Raw genomic sequence first — 22,637 nt, forward strand, 5'->3', positions numbered from 1 at the left:
CCAATATCCCAGATCATTCAGCGTCGCAGCACCATCGCATTCGCGGGCAAGCCCGCTCCTACATCGATCGGGGGCTCGCCACGTACCGTCGTAGGAGCGGGTTCACCCGCGAAAGGGCCGGACCTGCCGGCCAATGTCCCAGATCATTCAGCGTCGCAGCACCATCGCATTCGCGGGCAAGCCCGCTCCTACATCGATCGGGGGCTCGCCACATACCGTTGTAGGGGAGAATGGAACGGTACAGGCGAACAAATGAACTGAAACTCCCACCGCCACACCCTGTCACTGTTCTGAGCATGCTGTTCACAGCATTGCGTCTAAGCTGTCTGGAATGGCTCAAGCCCTTGGTTCCAAGGAGGACCGATTATGTTGCTGTTGTGGTTGGTGGTGCTGGTGATCGGCGCGGCGTACCTCACGCACCGGCGCCTGGCGCCCTTGCAGATTCTCGGCATCGTGGCGGCCTATGTGCTGTTGATGGGCATTTTCAGCAGTGCACCCGGCTGGCTGCTGGCGCTGATCTGGGTGGTGCTGGCCCTGAAGATCGCCCTGGTCGCGCTCCCGCAGTGGCGGCGCAAAGTGTTTACCGCCCCGGTATTCCGCTGGTTCCAGCGTACCCTGCCGCCCATGTCGCAGACTGAGCGCGAAGCCATCGACGCCGGCACCGTGTGGTGGGACGGCGAACTGTTCAGTGGCCGCCCCGACTGGCGCACCTTGCTGGCCTACCCGGCACCGAAGCTGACTGAAGAAGAGCAGGCCTTCATCGATGGCCCGACCGAAGCACTGTGCGCCATGGTCAGCGACTGGCAGATCGGTCAGGATCTGGACCTGCCGCCCGAAGCCTGGGCACATATCAAGCAACATGGCTTTTTCGCCCTGATCATCCCCAAGGAATACGGCGGCAAGGGCTTCTCCGCCTACGCCCACTCCCAGGTGGCGATGAAACTGGCCACCCGCAGCGGCGACCTGGCCTCCACCGTGATGGTGCCTAACTCACTCGGCCCTGCCGAACTGCTGCTGCACTACGGCACCGACGAACAACGCAACCACTACCTGCCGCGCCTGGCCCGTGGCGAGGACATCCCCTGCTTCGCCCTTACCGGCCCGCTGGCCGGTTCCGACGCTGGCGCCATGCCCGACACCGGCATCATCTGCAAAGGCCAGTGGCAAGGCGAGGAAGTCATCGGCCTGCGCCTGAACTGGGAAAAGCGCTACATCACCCTCGGCCCGGTCGCCACCCTGCTGGGCCTGGCCTTCAAAGCCTACGACCCCGACCATCTGTTGGGCGAACAGGAGGAGCTCGGCATCAGCCTGGCCCTGATCCCCACCGACACGCCCGGCGTCGAAATCGGCAAACGCCACCTGCCGCTGGGCGCCGCCTTCATGAACGGCCCCAACAGCGGCAAAGACGTGTTCGTACCGCTGGACTTTCTGATCGGTGGCCAGGCCATGCTCGGCAAGGGCTGGATGATGCTGATGAACTGCCTGTCGGTGGGCCGCTCCATCTCACTGCCTGCCGTGGGTACAGGGGCTGCCAAGTACACCAGCCTGGTCACCGGCCAGTACGCCAATATCCGTGAGCAGTTCAACGTGCCACTGGCGGCCTTCGAGGGCATCCAGGAATCACTGGCACGCATTGGCGGCAACGCCTGGCTGATGGACAGTGCCCGCCTGCTGACCGCCAAGGCGGTGGACCTGGGCGAAAAGCCCTCGGTGCTGTCGGCGATCCTCAAGTACCACCTGACCGAGCGTGGCCGCGAATGCATCCAGCACGCCATGGACGTGCACGGTGGCAAGGGCATCATCATGGGCCCGAACAACTACCTGGGCCGCAACTGGCAAGGTGCGCCGATCTTCATCACGGTCGAGGGCGCCAACATCCTTTCGCGCAACCTGATGATCTTCGGCCAGGGCGCCATTCGCTGCCATCCGTTCGTGCTCAAGGAAATGGCATTGGCCGGGCGTGAAGACCGCGATCAGGCACTCAAGGAATTCGATGACCTGCTGATGAAACACATCCTGTTCGCCGCCGGCAATGCGGCCAGCACCCTGGTCTACGGCCTGGGGCTGGGTCGCTTTGAGCGGGTGCCGGGCGATGCCCTGAGCCAAGGCTACTTCCGCGCCTTGAACCGCCAGGCGGCGGCGTTTGCCATGATGGCCGACCTTTCGATGATGCTGCTGGGTGGGGCGCTCAAGCGTCGCGAGCGCCTCAGCGCCCGGCTTGGTGATGTGCTGAGCTATCTGTACCTCGCCAGCGCCGCCCTGAAGCGCTATCACGATCAAGGCTCGCCCGAATACCTGCAGCCGCTGCTGCGCTGGGCCATGGAAGAAAGCCTGGCCCAGACGGAGCGTGCGCTGGACCGCCTGCTCGACAATTTCCCCAACCGCTTCGTCGGCTGCGCGCTGCGGGTGCTGGTATTCCCCTTCGGCCGCCGCCATAAAGGCCCCGGTGATGAACTGGATGCCGAGGTGGCCGAGCTGATCGGCCGGCGCAAGGGCGATCCGGCACTGGAGGAACTGCTGGCCGGCTGCTACCGCCCGCAGGCACAACACGACCCGGTCGCGGATCTGCAACGGGCCAGTGACCTGCTCGAAGACACGGCACAGTTGAGCAAGGCCCTGTACCAAGCCGTCAAGGAAGGCAAAGTCCAGCCTGCCCCCGGCCAGTCCGGTATCGACGCCGCCGTCGAGGCAGGCGTGCTGCAACCCGGCGAGGGCCAGCGGCTGCACGAAGCCGAACAGGCTCGACGCAAGGTGATCGATGTCGATGCCTTCGACAAGGCGCAGTTGCTCGCCGAACCGGGCAAGGTGCGCTGACCCTTCGCGAGAAAGGGGGGGCGGCGTATACTCCGCCCCCCGTTTCAGCCATACCGAGGACCCATTCCATGGCCAACCCCTACCTGGAATATCACCTGCAACTGCTCCAGCACCTGCGTACCATTCTGGTGGCGCTGGGTGAAGCAGAACAGGTGCCAGAAGAAAGCCACGCCCTGTTCCTCGAACGCTTCGACGAACTGCTGACGCTATTGCCGCAGGATCCGCTTGAGAGCCAGTACCTGGGCCAGGACCTGATGTGTCAGGTGATCCAGCGTTACCCGCAGATCGCTCATCTGGTGCCGCGTGACTTGCTGTGGTTTTTCGCTGGCGATTGCCTGCACTTCATGCCAGACGAGGAGCTGGCGCTTTATCAGCAGCTTGAAGAGCGTCGCCACGAGGCCGAGTTGAACGCAGAGCCATTCGACTGGAACCTGGAAAAGCAACTGCTGAGCCAGAGTGGTCCAAGCAGTACCCATTAACCTGATTTCACGTGCCCTGGTAACGCCAGGGCACCTGTGGAAGCCTACACCTCAAGATCTTGTAACAAAGCGAAAGATCGCAAAGTTGTCCGGCTTATTCCTACAGCCCGATAAATCTCATGACAAATAGAATCAGCGCCGGGGCGAAAACGGAAAACTGGAAAGACCCAGCCCACCCCCGCACTGAAACTTGACCCATTTACCCAATCAGGTTATGTCATGAAGAAGTCCTTAGTACTATCCCTCGGCCTGCTTACTGGCCTGGCAAGCAATGCTGCATTCGCTTCCGGCTCGATATTCTTTGAAGGCCGCATCACGCCCGAAACGTGCCCTATCGAGATCGTCAATCCCGGTGACGGCAATGTCAGTGACCGCGTCGCCATGGGCGAAATTCCCATGGGGCGATTCCCCGCTGCCAACGTTGAAGTCCGTGGCGCATCTTTTAACATCCGCGTACCCGACAAAACAGTCTGTGGCATCAGCGAAGACAATGCCTTCGTGAAGTTTGACGGTGCCGCTGATGCCAGCGGCGACTATTTCAGCATTGGTACCAGTGCCGGCACGGCAGAAAACATCTCGATTGTCATCAGGGACAGTTCCAAGGCCTCGATCAAACCTGGTGGAACCTCGGTTGATTACCCACTCAACGCGACAGGCCCAACCGACCTCCGGTTCGACGCCTACTACCGTTCCACTGCCAGCACCGTGACGCACGGCCTTGCATCCGCCCAGGTTCGTTACACCGTCGACTATCAATAATTACGCATAAATTCTGTGCAGTCCTTGCACGGTTAAACCATCCAGGCGTAGTTGTGCGTCTGGATGCAGCGAGTTACCCGATGACCAATCCGTCAACATTCACGATACCCGCCCGCGTCGTTGCTTGTGCCTGCCTGACCTTATTGATGCTTACCCTCTCGGTAAGCAGTCATGCCGCCTTGACATTAAACAACACGCGCCTCGTTTTCAACGGCGACAAACGCAGTACATCCGTCGTTGTTCGAAATCCATCGAAAAGCATCTATGCCGTGCAGGCCTGGATAAATACGGACGCCGACGACAATACGACCAGCGTCCCCTTTGCAACGTCCCCACCGCTGTTCAAGATCAACCCGAACAGTGAACAACTTCTAAAGATAATTGGACTGCCCAATACACTGCCGCACGACCGCGAGTCGCTGTTCTTCTTCAACGTGCAGGAGATTCCGCAAGTCAGCAGCGACACGGGCAATCAACTCAACATCGCCTTGCGCACACGCATCAAACTGTTCTATCGGCCGCACACACTCAAGGGTACGCCGACCGATCACCTGAACTCGCTGACATTTTCCTTGAGCGTACGTAACGGGGTGGAGCAGTTGGTGGTCAAGAACCCATCGCCTTTCCACATCACCTTCAACCGCCTGGAGGTGAATGGCCAAGGCCAGCAAACCACCTTGAAAAACACCGCCATGCTGGAACCCTTTGGCGAAAAAGCCTACCCGCTGACCGGCATCACTCGCGCCTCAAGCCTGCAGGCCCGTTTTTCCATCGTCAATGACTACGGTGGCTTCACCGAACCGCTGAGCGCGCCTATTCAACCGGCCAACTAGGGCCTGCCTCGCACGCAAACAGGAATCGTCATCATGGTCCTCCCCCCACTACGCTGGCGCATTATGCGCCGCCAGCGCAGCGCATTGCTGTGCCTGCTGGGTAGCTCCACCTTGCTCTCAGCGCCCTACTCCCAGGCAGACTCCGGGTTCCAGAGCGGCTTCCTGCGCCAAGTGCCTGGCCAACCGCAAGCAGCGAGTGCCTGGTCGCTGAGCATGTTGACCAGCGATCAGGGGCTCGCGCCTGGCCGCTACCGGGTAGAGGTACAGGTCAATCTTGAACCTGCCGGCCAGCATGAGCTGGACTTCCAGCCAGGCCCGGATGGTGAGCTGCAGCCATGCCTGCCAGCCAGGCTGCTTGGCGAATGGGGAATGCGCCTGGACGCTCTGGCCAATCCAGAGGATCAGGCGAGTGCCTGCCTGGACTTGCTGACTGTCGTTCCTGGTGCACAAATCGTCTTCACCCCTACGGATCTGCACCTGGCCATCTCGATTCCGCAGATCGCCATGCGCCGGAACACCGCCAACCAGGTCGACCCTTCCCGCTGGGACAGTGGTATCAATGCCGCTTTCATCAACTATCAGGCCTCCACCCTGAACGGCCGCAATCGCTCCTCTGGCCGTTACACCAGCAACGACCTGTACCTGAACAGTGGTATCAACCTGGGCGAATGGCGCCTGCGCAGTACCCAGTCCTGGCGCCAGGGCAGCCAGGGCAAAACGGAATGGACCCGGGCACAGACCTACGCACAGCGCGATATACCGGGTACCCTCGCCAATCTGACGATTGGCGAAACCTTCACGGACAGGGAAGTGTTCCGTTCGGTGCCAATATCAGGCGTGCGCGTGGCCTCGGACATGGGCATGCTGGCCGACAACCAGCGCGGCTATGCCCCGATCATTCGCGGCGTGGCCCAGAGCCGGGCAAAAGTCGAGATCTGGCAGCATGGTTATCCAATCTACTCGACGTACGTCAGCGCCGGCCCCTACGCCATCGACGACCTGAGTACCGCAGGCAGCGGCGAGCTGGAAGTGGTCGTGACCGAGGCCGATGGCCAGGTCCGCCGCTTCATCCAGCCGTACTCGACCATGAGCAATCTGCTGCGCCCAGGCGTATGGCGTTACAGTGCCACGGTCGGGCGCTACAACCCCTCCAGCGACCTCGAGACCCCTCTGCTCTGGCAAGGCACGCTGGCCGTAGGCTCCTACTGGGACACCACCGTTTACGGCGGCTTGATGGCCAGCGAATTCTACCGCGCGGGCAACCTGGGGTTTAGCAAGGACCTGGGCCACCTGGGTGCAGTGGCCTTCGATGTAACGCAGGCGTCCAGCGCAATCGACAATGCCCATGAGCGCGAGGTGCAAGGCTCCAGTTACGCCCTGAAGTATGCCAAGGCCTTCACCACCCAAACCAACCTGCGCTTTGCCGGATATCGCTATTCGACCCAAGGCTACCGTGACTTCGATGAAGTGGTGCGCCAGCGCAGCCAAGACACTACGTTCAGCGGCAGTCGCCGCAGCCGCCTGGAGGCCTCGGTCCACCAGAGCCTGGGCAGGACCAGCTCGCTGACCCTGACGCTGTCGCAACAGGACTACTGGCGCAGCAATGCCACCCAACGGCAATACCAGTTCAACTTCAACACCCAGCATCGGGGTGTAGGCTACAACCTGTTCGCCTCACAATCGTTGACCGACCGTTACGGCAGTGATCGTCAGTTCGGCCTGAGCGTGACGGTACCCTTGCATTTCGGTCACCGCGCCAATGCGACCTTCGACCTGCAGCACAACGCCAACGGCTACAGCCAGCGCGCCACGCTCAGCGGCAGTGACAGCGCGCTGAGCTACAGCACCAGCCTGAGCCGTGACGAACACGCCCGCAAGACAGCGGCACTGTCACTCGGCCATCAGGCGCCCTATGCCAGCGTGAGTGCTGGCTATACCGAAGCCCACAACTACCGCAGCCTGTCATTGAATGCCAGTGGTGCGGTGCTGCTGCATGCTGACGGGCTGGAGTTCGGCCGATATCTGGGAGATACCGCGGCCTTGATCGAAGTCCCTGGCGTGGCCAATGTGGGCCTGCAAAATGCAACAGGTACGCGCACCAATTCACGCGGCTATGCACTTTTGCCCTACCTGCAACCGTACCGGACCAATTCGGTGGTCCTGGAAACCGACCGTCTCGATCCTGATGTGGAAATCGACAACGGCATCGCCCAGGTAGTGCCTCGCCAGGGTGCAGTGGTAAAGCACCGCTTCGAGGCACGCCGCGTTTCACGCCTTGTACTGACCCTGCACGATACCCAGGGTCAACCGCTGCCCTTTGGGGCCCAGGTGCTGGCCGAGAACGGTACCCAACTCGGCATGGTCGGGCAGGCGGGCCTGGTAATGCTCACCAACCCCAGCCAGGAGCAACCGCTGCAGGTGAGTTGGGGCGACCAGCCCAACGCCGGCTGCCGAGTGCATCTCGATGGACTGGACGCTCCCGTCGTCGACGGCTATCGCCAGCAAACCCTGACCTGTATCTAGCAACCTTCACGCGGTGCAGCCTTACCCACGGCCGTACCGCGCCTTTCAGGACCCCCATGAAAAGCATCAACAAGACCCTTCTCCAGGCGCTGCTCGCCACCTTGGCATGGCCGGCTGCAAACGCCATGGCCATGCCGGTAGACCAGACCCGCTGCGAGTTCGAACCGCTGATCAGCGCAAACCTCAAGGTCCATGTCCGCGACCTGAACACCCTTTATGTGCCACGCGATGCGCGGATCGGCACAACGATCGGCACCCCAGAGCTGTTCGAAGCCACTCTCGACCAGAACAACCTTGCCCTCCTGTGCCGGACCTACGGCGAGCGGATAAATTTCAACTTCCAGGCCGCCCGCGGGGTACATCCTCCGCTGCCTGCGGTTGATGGGCGCTTGCTCGACGCCCCCGTCCTCAGGACCAACATTCCAGGCATCGGAGCGATCGTAGAGTTGCTGCACCCCTTTCTCGGTGGCACCGACCAGTTCATCCCCGACAGCAGGCCACCCAGGGTGCCGTTCACGGCCTATTACGAGCAGACCCTGTTGGGCCCGGCCACGCTAGCCACGTTCAGGCACAGGATCACGCTGGTCAAGACCGGCGATCTGCCGCCCGGCGAGCATCAGCTGGATGGCGTACTGGTGACCGGCCATCTGGACTGGGGAGGCTTTGGCAAAGTTCTGGAATACACCCTCAGGGCAATGGTCATCCAGACCCAGTGCGATGCTTCAGCAGACGTCAGTGCCAACCCGGTGGACCTTGGCGAATGGAGCGTCAACGACTTCACCGGCCCAGGCTTCACCACGCCTCCTGCAGCATTCCAGGTCCGCTTGAGCAACTGCCAGGTGGACCCTGACCCGGGTAACGAGACCCTCGCTACCATCGAACTCGATGGCATCAATGGTTCTCGACCGATTGGCCCTGCGGATGAAAACGTGTTCAGCCTGACCGACGACTCCGCAGCCCGTGGCATAGGTATTCAGATGCTGTACAACGGGGTATCGATGCCCCTGAACAAAGAGATCGACCTGGTACCCCTGACGAGCGATAACGTGCCTTTGAATTTTCAGGCTCGCTTCTACCAGACAGAACCCAACAGCAACCTGCGCCCGGGCTTGGCCAAGGGCGCCTTGAACTTCACCATTCGCTACCGCTGAATGCGACGAGGCCGGTCCCTATACCGGCCTCGTCGCCCCCCCCGGTGCCCTTAGCCAGGGGCCGTGCCGGACAGAATGTTCTCTGGGTCATAGTTGTAGCGACAGCGTTCACCGTCCGGGGTCTCGACCCTGAGCAAACGGTTGAGCCCGTCATACGTCAGTACCCGACCCTGCTCATCACTGATCAGGTTGCCATTGTCGTCGTAACACAAATCGATAGCCAGCTGCGGATCGTATTTGACGATCTTGAACAACTCCTCCAGGTCGTGATCGACGTCATAGCTCCCCAGTAGCGCATCAGGCGGAATGATCCGGCTCATTTGTGCCGGATCGCTATTCTTGAATTCGTACAAGGTCCGCTGGAACGACCCGTCCGGGCGGTAGGTGATCACCGAGAGGATGTTGTCCAGGCCATCGAAGCCGAATATCTGCCTGGCAATGGTTTGACCGGAGGGGTCCACGGGCGCTTCAGGGCCATCACAGGTGTATATCTGCAGCCGCCCGCGCCGATCGTACTGGTAAGTCTCATGCCGCAACAGCGTGGCCTGGCTTTCGTCGCTGCCCTTCGGGCGCTCTTTCAGAATGCGGGACTTCAAACAATCGAACTCATCATAGTCCTGTGCCAACGTTTGCACGGTGTCACCAAAATCGAAGGTCCGCAGGATCTCCCTGTCGAATTCATCGTACTCGAGCAGAATTGCCAAAGCACTCCCGGTGCTGGCATCGGTGGTGGTAATGGACGCCATGCGTCCTTGGCGGTCATACCCGAACGTCGACTCCAGCAGCAGTTGCCCGGAAGGCGCACGCTGCAGCCGGTAGCGAGACCTTTTGGGCTCAGGCGCGTGCAGCGTGGTTTTTTCCAGGCGCCCGACATCGTCGAAATCGTAGAGCTGTGTCTGCCCCAGCACATCCACATAGGCACGCAAGCGACTGCGAAAACTGTAGTCGTAGGCCATGCTGAACACTTCACCATCCACCGTACGCGACTCGCGCTTGACCTCGCCGTTGCTCAGGAAATGGCTACGGTCCAATGTGTAACCGGAATTCTCGTCATCCCCAGGCTCTTCGCAATGGGTAAGCCTGGCATTTTTCAGGTCATACTCGTATTTCGCTTCCTTGCCGGAGAGGACCCGAAGGACGGGCTCTTCACCCAACGCTGGCCGGTACTGGTACTCGATCCGGGTACCATCCGGCGCCTGCACCCAATGCGGTTGCCGCTCACCTGGGTCATATTCGAATTTCTGCTCTCGCCCTCCGGTCTTGGCCACGGTTCGCCGCTCAAGGCCATCGAACACCTGTTCGCCCAACAACACGGCGGCGTTTTCGGTGTTACCCACCTTGATGCTGACCGGCAGGTCATTGCGACTGTGCCCGGCATAGGTGCGATAGACCGTGTTGACTCGATCTGCCAGGCGTTCCTCGCGGACACGGTCGAACGCGTCGTAACGATACTCAACCACACGCTGGCCTGTACCGCTTCCTTGAGCTTCCCTGCTCAGCCGGCCAAGCCCATCGTAGTCATTGACCTGCAAGCTGATACTGGTGCTTCCATCCAGGGCAAATCGCTCGATCCGCACCGGCTTCTCGAACAGGTTGTACCACGTCTCGTTGATGCCGCTGACCCGTGAGTGCTCCACCTCACGCCAGGCGCGATGCACCGGACCGTCCTTGCTCGCCACCTGGTCGATTTCCTCGACTTGAGTCGTGCCATCCGGATTCAGGACAGCGTACCTCTGGCCCCAGTCGTCGTAACTGATGTGGCTGGTCAATTCCAGCAAACCATCACCCAGCCAGTCGATTTCGGTTTCCTCGACCAGCTGGTCCAGTTCGTCGTGACGAGCGCGGTAGATAGGCCGCAAAGCACCAGCATACGTTGCGCTGTCCTTGTCTGCGCGCTCTTCGAAGATGGGACGGCTGAGCCCGTCGAGCAGCGTGTGCGTCTCGACTTGCTTCACGTCATAGGCCCATTGCTGGGCCTGCTCGTTGTCGTATGCGCAGAGGAAGTACTTGTAATTGCGTTCCGCTTCGAAAGGCTTGCCTGGCGCCACGACCTCGCGTGTTACCCGACGCAAAGCGTCGTAGTAGTATCGGATTTCGACACCGTTGTCGTCCAGGTTGAGCAGCGGCTCGCCCGTTTCCAGGGAATGTCGCAAGGTGATGGTCTTGGACTCACCGTCAACGCCCACCAGCTTTTCCAACGTCTGCAGTGCACGCTCATCGTCCGGCAGGGAGTAGCCATAATGGGTCAGGGTATCGAACGGGCTGCCCCCATCGACACCGGGGTAACTGACGGTTTGCTGCCTGACTCGCCCATAGCTGAAGCGCTCGGCCGATTCCTCCTGGTAAAGCTTGCTGATTTTTTCCAGGAACGTACCAGGCGTGCTACCTGATTCGCTCAGGGTCTCGCTTTCCAACAAGCGCCAGGGCTGCTTCAGGTAGCTACCCAACGGGGTCAGCGCCCGGTACTGGAACGCCTGGGTCAAGGTGGCGGCCGCCCCGTGCCCTGTCGCTGCGGGTTGCACGGTCCGGGTCTTCAGGTTGCGCACGAAACCGTGCTCATCCCCCTCCTCCTCGGCCGAGTACCAGACATTGGTTTCCAGTACCTGATTCGGCAACAGGCGAGTCAACACGTTGCCGTGGCTATCATAGCGGGTGACTCGCTTCTCTTCTCGCTGCCGGGACGGGTTGCTGATCAGCGACCAACGCTGGGTTTCGTCATGGGGCAGCTGGAAATAAGGCTCCTGGCTCTCGAACTTGCCAGCCTTGTCAGCGTAACGGGTCAAGGCTTGCAACAGCTTGTCACCCTGAGCGGTGGCTTGCTCGGTGAGCAAATGGAAGCGGTTGAATGTACGCGTGATCGTACGCACCGGCTGCCTGCGCACTTCCTGTATCTGAATCGACTTGTAGGTATAGTCCTCCGACACCTCATAGAGATTGTCCAGGCCCTCATCAGACCACGGGATGGTGCTGCCACCGCCGATGAAGTTGTGCGTGCCGGGGTACTCATACCGCACCACTTTCGCCGCCTGACCAAAGCGTGGATCGGTTTCATGGCGGGTAACCCGAGGCAGATTGTCCCGTGCTGCGCTGCGTGGGAACTCATGCCCGGCGTCCTCGTAGAACACGCGCTCCACCCCACCATAGGGTGTTGTGCACTCACGTACGCACAAGTACCCCAACACGTCCTCATAAGTGAAGCGCCAGCGGGCCTGATTGGCCGTGGGCAGGATGATCTCACTGACCCGGTTGTCGCTTTCGCGCAACGTCATCGCATACCGGGCCAGCGGGCCACCATCATCACCACCGGAAGGGTAGCAAAGCAGTTCGACACGGCTGTTGTCGCTGCGTTGCAGCCTCAGCAGCACGTCACTTTCATCCTGGACCTCGCTCAAACGCATGTGACCCTTGCCGAAGGGTAGGTAACTCAGGTGCAACATGTGCCCCAGCGGTGAATGCAGCTCCACGGGCAAAGCGACTTCGCCCTCTCCCGAGCCCATCACTTGCAGCACCTCGACCAACCCTGAGCGGTGCTCCACGCGAAAACGTGCGGCCCCACCGGGCCCAGGGGGATCCTCATACAGATCGAACTGCCGCAGCTTCTGTTCTTTCATTTCCAGTCGCCCGGTAACCGATGACTTACCGGTAATCCTGTACGCTTCACCACTGCTCAATGTCACGATGTGCTTGCGTACTTGTGTCAGTTGCAGGTTCCAGCCCTTGCCGAATCCAGAATCCTCGCCATTCAAAGGGCTGTAGAACAACGCCAGTTCGAAACCTGGGCCTTGCAAATCATTGCCTTGCAATTCGGGCAGCCTGATCGACACAGTGTATTGCCCGGTGCGAGGATCAACGCCGCTTTCTATATAGGAAGAAAAATTAAAGGCATTGGAATGCACTGAAGTGGATGTGGTCATTAGTTAGCTCCATCAAACAATCAAGACTATTGATGATTACGGGACTTCGCTCAGCGGCACCAAAATGCGCACACAAGATAGTTTGCCTTTGATATTGCCATGATCATATTCATGCTTAGCCAGCTCCAATCCCGCCGTCACCGGGTCACCTACACCATGCGCATTGAGCTCTTCGATACTCATCCAACCCGTAGTAGTCGGTTGTTTTGTTGTTTTAACGACAAACCTCCAGTCATCCGTCTTGTTGCAGTCTCCTTCGGAGTTAAACGTCACCAATGTCGTTGAGGGTACATTGTTGAATTTGAAGTAGGAAATCGAATCATTTTTACAGGTGGTGTTCGACATTTCGAAGTCTGTGAATTCACCCGGTTTCCCCGAGACCGTACATTGCTTGCCACTGGGTAGCCCTGAAGGGTCCATATTCTCGGCGAGCTGAATCGTACCTGGACGAACTGGCCCGGTCGCTGCCTGGCCCACACTGTGGAAGCCGAAAAACATACCGATTACAACGGCTGCCATGCGATAACGTTTCATACGTGTTCTCCTTCTTGGTAATTACTAAGCCGGGCAATTGAAGTTTGTCTGCCCGTCGGTCGCAAGGGGACCGTGTGGACAAGAATATTACGATCACCAATGGTGTCAGCGGGCAGGTAATCGATCTGGACAATATGCAAATTCGCGTGAGCGTCGCGCAACTGAACATATAACGGTTTACTCAGCTTCTCAAAGAGAGCCTTATGAGGGGCTGCAACATAACGGGGCAGATCCCGCCGACGGAAATTGACAATTGCCAAAAGACCGGGCTGGTACACCGAGCTGACTTCACGTTCGACACCATCGATCAAAGGCTTCGAATCGGGATCAAAGGAAACAAACTTCGGCAGCGGCTCGTTGTAGCCCTGAAAAACATACCCGGTATAACTGCGGTAGTACTCTTCTGGAAAAGAACTTTCCCAGCGCACCATCGAGGTATTCACATCCCTGTCGTTATCACTTTCCTTGGCCTTGACGAATTCGGCGGTATAGAAGGTCCCGTGGTTGTAGCTCAACATCCAGTAATCGTCGGTTTCCGGGTGCAGGTCGAAATCTTCGTGCTCCGGTTCTGTCGAGCCCGAATTACCACCGCCACCCGCCGCCCGTGTGCGGGTAAATGTGTAGTCTGTGGATTTGTAGGCGTCCGGCGTGTGTACCTTGACCTCGATCTCGGCATTCTGATGACGGGTGTCGTTCGAGTAGAACCATCGCCCGGTCCTTGCCTGGAAACCGGCGTAAAAAACTTCCGACGTAGAGGCTCCGCGGCGGTGCAAGAACATCTGCAGGCGGATGGTTCGGTCCTCCGCACCTCGTGGCGCTGCGGGCTGCGGCCCCTGCCCTTCAGTCGCCATGAGACTTTCATTGGCGCGGATGAAATCGTTCGGCTTCAGGTTTGTGCGCCAGACATTGCCAGAGCCCGAGTCAATCCCATCCCCGCACAGAAAAGGAATCTTCATCCCCGACCTGTCGAACAGCGCGATGGAGGCTATCTCGTCCAGACTCAGTTTGTAGTCCTGGCCATTCGCCTGCATGGTTTCGACGGTGACCTCGAGTTCCAGTTGTTGGTAACCATTGGAACCCACAGTGCCGATCACACCGTCAGGGCTCTTGCCGACCGTGAGGGCAAAGCGCTGCAGATCCACCCAGCCGCTGATGGCTTTGACCGCGGTCTCTTTCACCACGCTGTAGCCCGCCGCGAACACGACACCGTTGCGCACCACTTCACAGGTCACTACGTTGGGTTGCGAAACAGCAAGCTCAGAAGCCCGGAAATGGCCCGATGGCGAGACGCTGCCCGGCCCTGCCAGCATCCGCCAACGCCGCGCTTCGTTGGGCATGATACGGTTCACCTCGCTCAGCTGGGTGACCTCACCGTGGCCGAGCCTGGGTACGAAAGGTGGGTCAACCGAAACCAGTGGCTGGTTGTTCACCAGGACAAGCGCGTTGTAGCCCTTTGCCGTTGAACCGGCCTGCAATCGTTGCACGCCCAGAATCCGCCGGCCGGCTTGCTGATCAGGCACAAAGCGCGAGCGCCCATTGCCCAGGCTGGCTATCTGGCCCAGCGGCTGCCCGAGCATTTCAAAGCTGACGTTGCCTTTACCTGCATTCCACAGGTCGATCCCGTTCGCACTCTCTTGCGGGCGATATGCGCCGAAGGCAGGCATCGCCAGCACTGGCTCGGAGATCACCAGCGCGCGGGCGGCGGCATGGTAAGTCTCCTCACCCTGCTTGTATTCAGCTTTGATGATGAATGTCTGCACTTCTTGCCCGATCACTTCCGGTGACGGGGCCGTAAAAAGGCCATTTCCATCGATCGAACCATGCCCTGCGTCATCATGGCTTTGCGGGTTGATCACCGACCAGGCGCTGGCAGTGATTACCTGATCCTTGCCGTCGTACAGCCGGAACTGCTGCGTCTTGCCGGCCGTCACCACGGTGCCCAAGGTCGGTTTCACCGTCAGCTGCGTGCGCAACGGGTCGATATTGCCGAACATGACGCGGTCCAGCGGCGTACTGTCCACCTTCTTGACAAAGGCATTGAGCTCAGGGAACAGCAGTCGGGCGAGCAGCTCCAGGCCGTCGTCGGAGGCATGGCCAAGCATGTCCTTGTTCAGCACCAGCGTTGCCGAGTAACCGCCGTCGGGCAACAGATACGGGTAGCTTGTGCCTGGCGGCTGACCATCGAGCAGGCTATCGCGCAGGCGGATGAACACCAGCACTGCGCCATCGCCGTAGTTGACGGCATCGCGTACTCGCGCACCAGGTGCCGCCTGGGTGCGCAGGATGAAGCCTGTAGGTGTCAGCGGGCCATAACCGGAAAAGTCCACGGTGCCCAGCTCGAACCTGGCGCAACGGCCAGGCATCTCACCCATCCAGGCTTGCAGTGCGTCGATCAGTTGCTGAGCGAGGTCGGGTTTATCGTCGAACAGGTTGCTGGTGAACCGCCCCCCCTTGGCAAGGTTGAGCGCAACGAGGCCGTACGGGTGAACCTCACCGCGCACGGTCTCCAGGTCGACCTCCATCTGCAGCCAGTACCCCGACGCCTCGGTGATCTCGACGCTGCTGACCAACTTGCCACTGTTGTTCACCGTACCTTTGATGATGTTCATGGTCAGGGTTGCTTTGGCATCGCTCGTCGACGCATTGCTGAACGACAGCAAGGGCGTACCGAACTCCAGCGCCTCAACGCTCACGGCCTCCTTCACCCCCACGCCTTCGAACGTGTGACTGAAAGGCGGGAGGTAGCGGTTTTCCTTGAAGCGCGTCAGGTATTGCTGCTCCAGCAAGCGGTTGAGCCGGTCACGGCTATAGACAGCAACCGCCCCCCAGCCTAGCGTTACTGAGCCCTTTTTCATGAGCTCGAGCAGTTCTTCCAGTGAATTGGACATGGTCTCAACCTCCAATGGATGGTGATGTGGCCACACGCAGGCCTGTCGGGCTGGCAGCGCGCCGTGCAGCGTCGAAGTGCAAGGAAAGGGGCAGCGGTAGAATGAGGTGGCCTTCGAGGATGAAGACAGAACCTGGAATCGCCCATTTGGCGGTAATCAGCGCGAAACGCGCATCGGCGTCGGCAGATGCAGGGGAATAGCGGCCAGTGGCCTCATCGATCTCGCCAGTCCCTGCAATTGGCAATGCCCACTGAGTGTCTGGCTGGCCTACCCCATCGAACATACCTGTCAACTGCAGGTCGCCATCGGGCAACTGCTTGACGTCGATCACCAGTTCAGGCCGCCGCTGGCGTACCAGCACATAGATTGAACGCGACTCGCTGGTCTCCCGGTTCTGTACCTTGACCTGATCGAGCACGTAGGCCACGTTGGCATCCACCTTACTGCCTGCGGTATAGGTGCAACGCCTGCCATCGCCCTCAGCGACGACCGAGCCCCGTCCTTCTTCGCCATCATCGACCACAGACCAGTCGAGGTCTCCGGTCTGCGCACCCGCCGTGAGGGTCAGTGTGTCGTCGAAGTAGCAGACCCGGATCAGTGGATTGACCGTCAATGTTGCGGGCGCCACAGAGGCCATGCTGATGGCCTGCTTGTTGGTACCCGGGTCGGTGGCGATGATCCGGACCCGCACGGGTTTCCCCGCCATGGCGTGCGCAGGCGGTGCCCGGTATTCACCGCTGGCGGGGTCGATGCGCCCCAGATCACCGACAGTGCCTGGCAAAGCCTCCAGGGACCATGTCAGCCCTTCACGCGGCGGTTCAACGCTGAACGTATGCCGCTGCCCGGGTGCCAGCGTCACGGGGCGATCGACGATGCGCATGCCGGCCGTGCCATAGCCGCTGGCGAACACGGCCATTCCATCGGGTAACTGGAAGTCGAACGGTACAAGGCGCTTGCCGTCTACCAACGACAGACCGGCCATCACCTGTTCCGGGATCATCGCGGTCAACTCCCTGGCCAGCCCTTCAAGTACCGCCTGCTTGACCAGGAAGGCGACAAACGCATAAATCTCCTCTCGCAGTGCCGGTGGCGTGTCGCTGGGCAGGCCACTGACCTCCGTCACTTCGGCCGCCTGCCACGGCCACAAAACCTGCCCTAGCAACATACAGCCAGCGCTTTCCTCAGGTGATGCAGGCGCATTCAGGGTGAACACGGTTTGCAGGTCGAACTGGAACGTTGCCGTTCGGCTGTACAGAGGACCCGTTGGCTTGGGCTTGTAGGTGAACGTCAGCGTGCAATAGGACTTCCAGTGCTGGCGGACCTCATCGTGTTCGAAGGTGACACTCAGAAAGGGCTGGAAATCCGCCAGGGCAGCCCGCCCCTGATCGCCGGCCGGCGCCCCTGCGTTTACGGCAATTTTGAAACCCTCGCAGGCAAACTGATACTTGTCGCTCTCGTAAGTGCTGGGGTACACCTCCAACAGGCCGGCCGTGGCATCCAGCCGCTGCAAGTTATTGTCTTCATCGAACCGGGCATCGAACGCGCCGCCCTCGAGCATCTGCGCCAGGCCCGTGGCGTAAGCTGCACGGTGCAGGAAGCGCGACGTCAGCAACAGTGCGCTGTCGACCGGTTGCGTAAGATCATCGGGGAGCAGGAACGGGTAATCGGACTGCTCAGCGGGCAGGTTGCCCACAGAGCCATTGTTGATACCCGCGAATATCACCAGTGCGGACTTGCCGTCGGCTTTGCTGACGTGGGTGCGTACTTCACTGTGCCGAACCGCCAGGTAGGGGTTGCCAGACAGCGCCTTGAAGTCAACCAAGGGATAAACCTGCCGGGCGCTGCCCAACCCGCTGAGCACTTCCTTGAAGAATCGCCCGGCGGCCTGCCGCTGTGGCAAACCACCGCCCAGGTCCAGCTCGGTATCCGTGCCTTCACGCAGGTCGGCGCTCACGCCCTGGGCATCGGTGCTCAGCAGCAGTTTCTGAGTGACCGGCAACGGGTCGAGCAGGTCGTGAACCGACAGGCTCAGCAGCCCCTCGGTCTTGTCCATGACCAGATGGCTCCCGCCTTCCAAGGCCAGGCTTTGCCAGACCTTGGGCGACGTGTAGTTCGCTTGCATATCCACCAGTGCGGGCGGCCCCATGCGGTAGCCCGTCAGGATGTGGGTGACATCGGAATTTGGCATGGCGATCTCACCTTCGATATCGCCCAGGGCACTGTCCGGTTGGCTGCAATGTGCCAACGCGAGCAGGTCGTTGATGGCCTCGGGACGCGTGGCGAACGTCAGGTCCCAGTTCAGGTGCTTGTGGTTGTGCTTCATCCAGGCCGTGATGACCGAGAGGTAATTGGTAGGCATGATGTGGCCCCGCTCAACTGGAGTGCTGAAAGGTATGGGTTTAGGTGAACGCCGGTTGACTACCTGCGCGTTGCCCGTTGCGCTGCCTGCTCAAGGGCCTGATAGGCTTGACTGTGCTGCCCCAGCGGCAGCGGCAGCACGATGAAGCCCTCGAGCGTGATGGGTGAGTCGGGGGAGAGCCTCCAGACGGCGCCAACCACGCAGAAATGTGCGGGGCTTGCGGCGTCGGCCTGGTAGTAAGGCTTGCCGTCTTCATCGATATCGATCTGCCCCGGGCCATGCACCACCGTCAACTGGTCGACACGTGACTCCCCGCTGAAATGGATCGACAGCCAGACCCTGGCGTGTTGTTCATCGCGCTTGTCCACCACCACATCAGAGGGACGTTTCAGGGTCATCTGGGTAACGATGCACAGCGTCCGGTGCTCATCGGTCAAGCTGTTACGGACCTCGACTTCTTCGACGATGAATGACTTGTCGGGCAGGTTCTCGCCGGGGATATAGCGATTGGTCGTGCCCGATTCCTGCGCCAGCCTGCCATGGGGTGAAGCGCCGAGGATGCGCCATTGCAGCGGTCCTTCAACGACACTGTCCGCCTTGAGGCTGACCCCCTCGTCGCCCACCTGGCAGACCGACAGCAATGGGCTGACCTGCAGTGCGTTCTTGACCACCGTGAGCAGGGCCGAACTGGCAAAGCCTGAGCCTGGAACAGTGGCAGTGACACGCACCCGGGTAAATTCACCTTCGATGCCCGCAGCCCCGGGCGCCAGATACAGGCCATGGGTGTGCTGGTCGAAATGGCCCGGGTCATCCGTGGAGCCCTCTACCGACTCGACCGACCAGGTTACGTTGGCTTGCGCCGGGACGGTGGCAAGCTGCAACGTGCTGCCGTGGGTCACGATTTTTTCCAGGGGGGTGACGGCGAACGTGGTCAGCTGTGGAGCGACGCTGCCAAAACAGGCAATGTCGCGGGGCATGTGCCGCTCGCCTGCGAGTATCGCGCCACCAAAGTTCAGCTTGATGGTCTTATCGATCAATTCCTCCATGTACAGGTCTGAACGAAGGTCCTTGGCGAGTGCGGCTCTTGCTGCGGCAAGGGGGCCGCGATCGGTGCTCAGCGAGACAAATGAAACATTCGGCGCTGCAACTCCCCAAAGTACATGAAAAAGGCTCAACGCGCTGATCTGATCTTCGTAGGGGTCCCCTTCAAATTTAAACGAACCGTCCTGTTTGGGGTATATTTTGTGCTTATACTCTTCAAGTTTCAACGTAGCGCCTTGCAGGTCTTGTATCTGCCAACTGGCTGTTATTTCCACATTGATTTCAGCATGCCAGAGCCCCACGCACGCGTGCCCCCACGTCCAGGACTGCGGCGTGGCGACGATTTCTTCATAGCGGGTAAAATCCGCAGTAGCTGTATGAACGGTCACCAGTTCCATGGACACATGCTCCCCTGACACACGAAACTTCAGCACATCCTTGAGCGGCAGCTCATCGGTAATTAAATCGATGTACGCCCGGCAATCAACACTACCGCGCCAGTATGCCTCATGGTAAGGCTCAACATGACTTGCTGTCTCTGAGGGTATTACACCTGCAATGGCAGTCGCTGTCAGATCACCGTTTTCTGCACGTTCAAATTTAAATTCAACATTCGTGAAAAACTCCAATGGCAGTTTGCTTAACACGGTAGCCAACGCCACCCAGGCCTTATCAAGCAGTACCGTCGCCGAGTAATCACCGTTGTCATCGGGAATCAAGTAACGGTATTCCGGGCCAGGCATATTCTGCGGCCCGTTACTGGGCCCCATGGCGACCAGCCCCACGAGCGCACCGTCCACGTCATCGGCGTCATCGCTCTCCATCGGGGCCAGGGCGACCGAGGGGTTACGCTGGGTACGCAGGATGAACGACTCGGGCCGCATCAGGTCATTTTCGCCATGTTCGATGCTGCCGAATGACCAGACGCGTTGATGGTCCGGCAACCCGCGGAACAGCTCCTTGAAGAAGTCCCCCCCCAGCTCGCGAACGCGCCTGGAATCCGAGAAGGTCACCACAAAGTCATCACTGTTGTGCAAGTCCAGCGTCAATGCGCCGTTGTCGGCGACATAGCCAGGCACGTCGGACAGTTCCAGGCGCAGACGCAGCTCTGGCCCGACCAGAGGTTCTATCCGATCGATCCGCTGTGGGTACCAATGGGCCCCCACCTGCTTCAGCCCTACCTGGTTGCCGCCGAGTATTTTCATACGCAGGCTGGCACGCGAACCGGTGATATCGGCATTATCGAATGACAACCGCGGGTGATCCAGAACAAAGTTCTGCATATAAACCTTGTAACCATTGTCCGGCGCCGTCTCACCGCTGATAGGGTCCAGGTAAGAGCTGGTCTTGAAGCGCCGTATATATTCCTGGGTCAACAAAGCGTCCGCCTTGTCCTTCTGGATAGCGAAAATCGTATTCCACCCCAACATCCGGTAGTCAGACTGCAACCACTCCAGCAAATCCTGTTTCGAATTGCTCGACATAAATCACCTCACATTTACACACACGCAGGCGCGTCTGTTTAAGAAACCAGCTTAAGATCAACGATTGGAAATGCCCGCCAGGTTTCGCCGTCATCGAAACTTGCAGATACGCTCAACCTGAAATCCCTGTCCAATTCCAGGTTTCCGAGAAACTGTTTGGGCAGGTAGGCTTCAATAACGCCATCAGAATATTCGTCGTATGTCACCGCCTCGGTGGGGGGACGCAGAATATGCGTGACATTCTGGCCAGATTTCGAACGGCCTTGCGCCTCGATACCCAGCAATTGCCCTTCTGCCATGAACGTCCAAAAAGGCAGCGTGCACAAAGCGCCATTCACTGGAACTTCGTGCAGTTTCAATTCCCGGTTCTCGGCACCTTCGACCTGAATTATCGGGTAGCTGCGCTGATCGAAATCGCTTACCCGCAGCTCGAACTTTTCTGATGTGCGTGGCGTTTCGCCGGCGCGGGTGACGGTGTAGTACACCCACAGACGTCTACCCAGATTGGCGGCCATGGCCGACCGCGGCACCGTGAACAGGCGTGTGTCACCTGACGGCGGCCGGGGAACGATGGCTGCCCCCGTGCTGCCGTGCCCTTCCCAATGCAGGTTGACGGTCGGCGCAGGCTCCGCGCCATCACCCAGCTCGGCCTCTGCCGGGATTCGCACTTCGGCGCCACACTCCAGCTTGCTTGGATGGACCACGCCCTGGTACGACGCGTCACCGTCTTCCTGCGTGGCGTCCGGGATTATCGGTAAAGGCAGGTAAAGCTTGCGCTGCAAGACCAGATCCAGCACTTGGGAGCGCATCTGCACGCCCTGACGCGAAAATTCATAGCTGAACGCGAACCGCTTGCCGCGGTTGACCTCGCTCTGCAGCCACTCCCGCTCCAGGTGAAAGGTCAAGCGTTTGCTGTCCACCGAACTCACATCCACACGCAGGCTGCGCAGCGTCACCTCCGGCCCTACGGCATAGAGCACCAGGGAATCGCCCAATTCCAGCTCCGGATAGGGTTCCACCTCTACCAGAAGGCCGGCGCGATAGGTTTCGTCATCAGGATCCAGCGCGCCATCCGTCGCCCCTGGGATACGCGGCGCCGCCAGCAAAGGTGCCGGCGGTGGGTCGCCGGCGGCGGGCGAAACGATGTCGAAGCGCTGCACTGGCGACCGGCTGCTGGTGCCATCGGCGAATTCGATGCGATAGTGCAAAAAGGCGAACCCGCCGATATACATGAAGACCACGCCGATATCCAGGTGCCACAGCAGTGGTCGGCCAGGATCAGACTCCTGCACTTCCAGTACTTGCTCGAACGGCTCACCTGGCAAGGACTCGTTGAACCAGGGCTCCCAACTCAGGAAAACCTTGTCACCTTTGGCCATGGCGGCATAGGGCGCTGTTGCCAGCAATATGCCTTCGGGATTGAGCAGGTTGACGTCGATCACCCCCTCATGGGCATCTTGCAAGTGGGCGACCGGCAAAGCCCATATGCCTTCAGCGGGCCGGTCAACGAAGAAGAAACGACGCTTGGACTCAGGCCCCACAGGATTGCCGGCGTTATCCAGACGCGTGAACGAATAGAACACCTGGCCACCGCGCAAGGCGGTGACGAGTGCGTTATCGATCAGGATCTCCCCGCGGCCGGCATCCAGGCTCAATACTTCGCGTTCGCCAAAGAGGTCCTCGGCACTGTTGTCGGCCTTGCACCCCCGCCAGTTGATATATACCAGGTCGTGCTCGGCAATGCCGGGATAGCTAATCCAAGTCATCAGATCGGCACTGCCAAGCGCGTCCAGATCGACAGAGTTCATACGTTCATTAAGGTGTGAAACGTCTGGCATGTCCATGTATGAATATCTCC

Annotated in this window: 12 protein-coding genes; 6 read left to right on the top strand and 6 right to left on the bottom strand. The window is 59.7% G+C overall.

What is annotated here, in order from left to right; genetic code table 11:
- Nucleotides 1-366: 366 nt before the first annotated feature.
- From ACF8GF_RS05050 to ACF8GF_RS05075, 6 genes are all read left to right on the top strand, one after another.
- The gene (locus tag ACF8GF_RS05050; protein WP_176685444.1) at nt 367-2,814 is read left to right on the top strand and encodes an acyl-CoA dehydrogenase; all 2,448 of its coding nucleotides are present in this window, start codon (nt 367-369) and stop codon (nt 2,812-2,814) included.
- Between the two features lie 68 nt (nt 2,815-2,882).
- Nucleotides 2,883-3,293 (top strand): PA2817 family protein, encoded by a 411-nt coding sequence (locus ACF8GF_RS05055; RefSeq protein ID WP_010952919.1) that lies wholly within the window; start codon nt 2,883-2,885, stop codon nt 3,291-3,293.
- A 219-nt stretch (nt 3,294-3,512) separates the two neighbouring features.
- Nucleotides 3,513-4,052, top strand: a complete 540-nt coding sequence (locus ACF8GF_RS05060; RefSeq protein ID WP_176685443.1) for a fimbrial protein — start codon at nt 3,513-3,515, stop codon at nt 4,050-4,052.
- An 80-nt stretch (nt 4,053-4,132) separates the two neighbouring features.
- Nucleotides 4,133-4,885: a molecular chaperone gene (locus ACF8GF_RS05065; protein WP_176685442.1), complete on the top strand. Its 753-nt coding sequence runs from the start codon at nt 4,133-4,135 to the stop codon at nt 4,883-4,885.
- Between the two features lie 33 nt (nt 4,886-4,918).
- On the top strand, nt 4,919-7,408 hold the full coding sequence (locus ACF8GF_RS05070; RefSeq protein WP_176685441.1) for a fimbria/pilus outer membrane usher protein: 2,490 nt from the start codon (nt 4,919-4,921) through the stop codon (nt 7,406-7,408).
- Nucleotides 7,409-7,464: 56 nt separating this feature from the next.
- Nucleotides 7,465-8,559: a fimbrial protein gene (locus tag ACF8GF_RS05075; RefSeq protein ID WP_176685440.1), complete on the top strand. Its 1,095-nt coding sequence runs from the start codon at nt 7,465-7,467 to the stop codon at nt 8,557-8,559.
- 50 nt (nt 8,560-8,609) lie between these two features.
- Here ACF8GF_RS05075 and ACF8GF_RS05080 read toward each other — a convergent pair whose 3' ends face one another.
- From ACF8GF_RS05080 to ACF8GF_RS05105, 6 genes are read right to left on the bottom strand one after another with little or no spacing between them, the layout of a single operon-like run.
- Nucleotides 8,610-12,473, bottom strand: a complete 3,864-nt coding sequence (locus tag ACF8GF_RS05080) for an RHS repeat domain-containing protein (protein WP_392487738.1) — start codon at nt 12,471-12,473, stop codon at nt 8,610-8,612.
- A 36-nt stretch (nt 12,474-12,509) separates the two neighbouring features.
- Entirely contained in the window at nt 12,510-13,007 is a 498-nt protein-coding gene (locus ACF8GF_RS05085) for a hypothetical protein (RefSeq protein WP_176685438.1), read from the bottom strand.
- Nucleotides 13,004-15,895 (bottom strand): hypothetical protein, encoded by a 2,892-nt coding sequence (locus ACF8GF_RS05090; RefSeq protein ID WP_176685437.1) that lies wholly within the window; start codon nt 15,893-15,895, stop codon nt 13,004-13,006. The genes ACF8GF_RS05085 and ACF8GF_RS05090 overlap by 4 nt, the downstream gene beginning before the upstream one ends.
- A 4-nt stretch (nt 15,896-15,899) precedes the next feature.
- Complete coding sequence (locus ACF8GF_RS05095; protein WP_392487739.1) at nt 15,900-18,254, bottom strand: hypothetical protein; 2,355 nt, start codon at nt 18,252-18,254, stop codon at nt 15,900-15,902.
- 59 nt (nt 18,255-18,313) lie between these two features.
- Nucleotides 18,314-20,779, bottom strand: coding sequence for a hypothetical protein (locus ACF8GF_RS05100; RefSeq protein WP_392487740.1), 2,466 nt, complete (start codon nt 20,777-20,779; stop codon nt 18,314-18,316).
- A 38-nt stretch (nt 20,780-20,817) separates the two neighbouring features.
- Nucleotides 20,818-22,623: a hypothetical protein gene (locus ACF8GF_RS05105; RefSeq protein WP_392487741.1), complete on the bottom strand. Its 1,806-nt coding sequence runs from the start codon at nt 22,621-22,623 to the stop codon at nt 20,818-20,820.
- Nucleotides 22,624-22,637 lie beyond the last annotated feature (14 nt).

The organism is Pseudomonas sp. yb_5 (assembly GCF_043103865.1).
GTDB classification, from domain to species: Bacteria; Pseudomonadota; Gammaproteobacteria; order Pseudomonadales; family Pseudomonadaceae; genus Aquipseudomonas; species Aquipseudomonas putida_Y.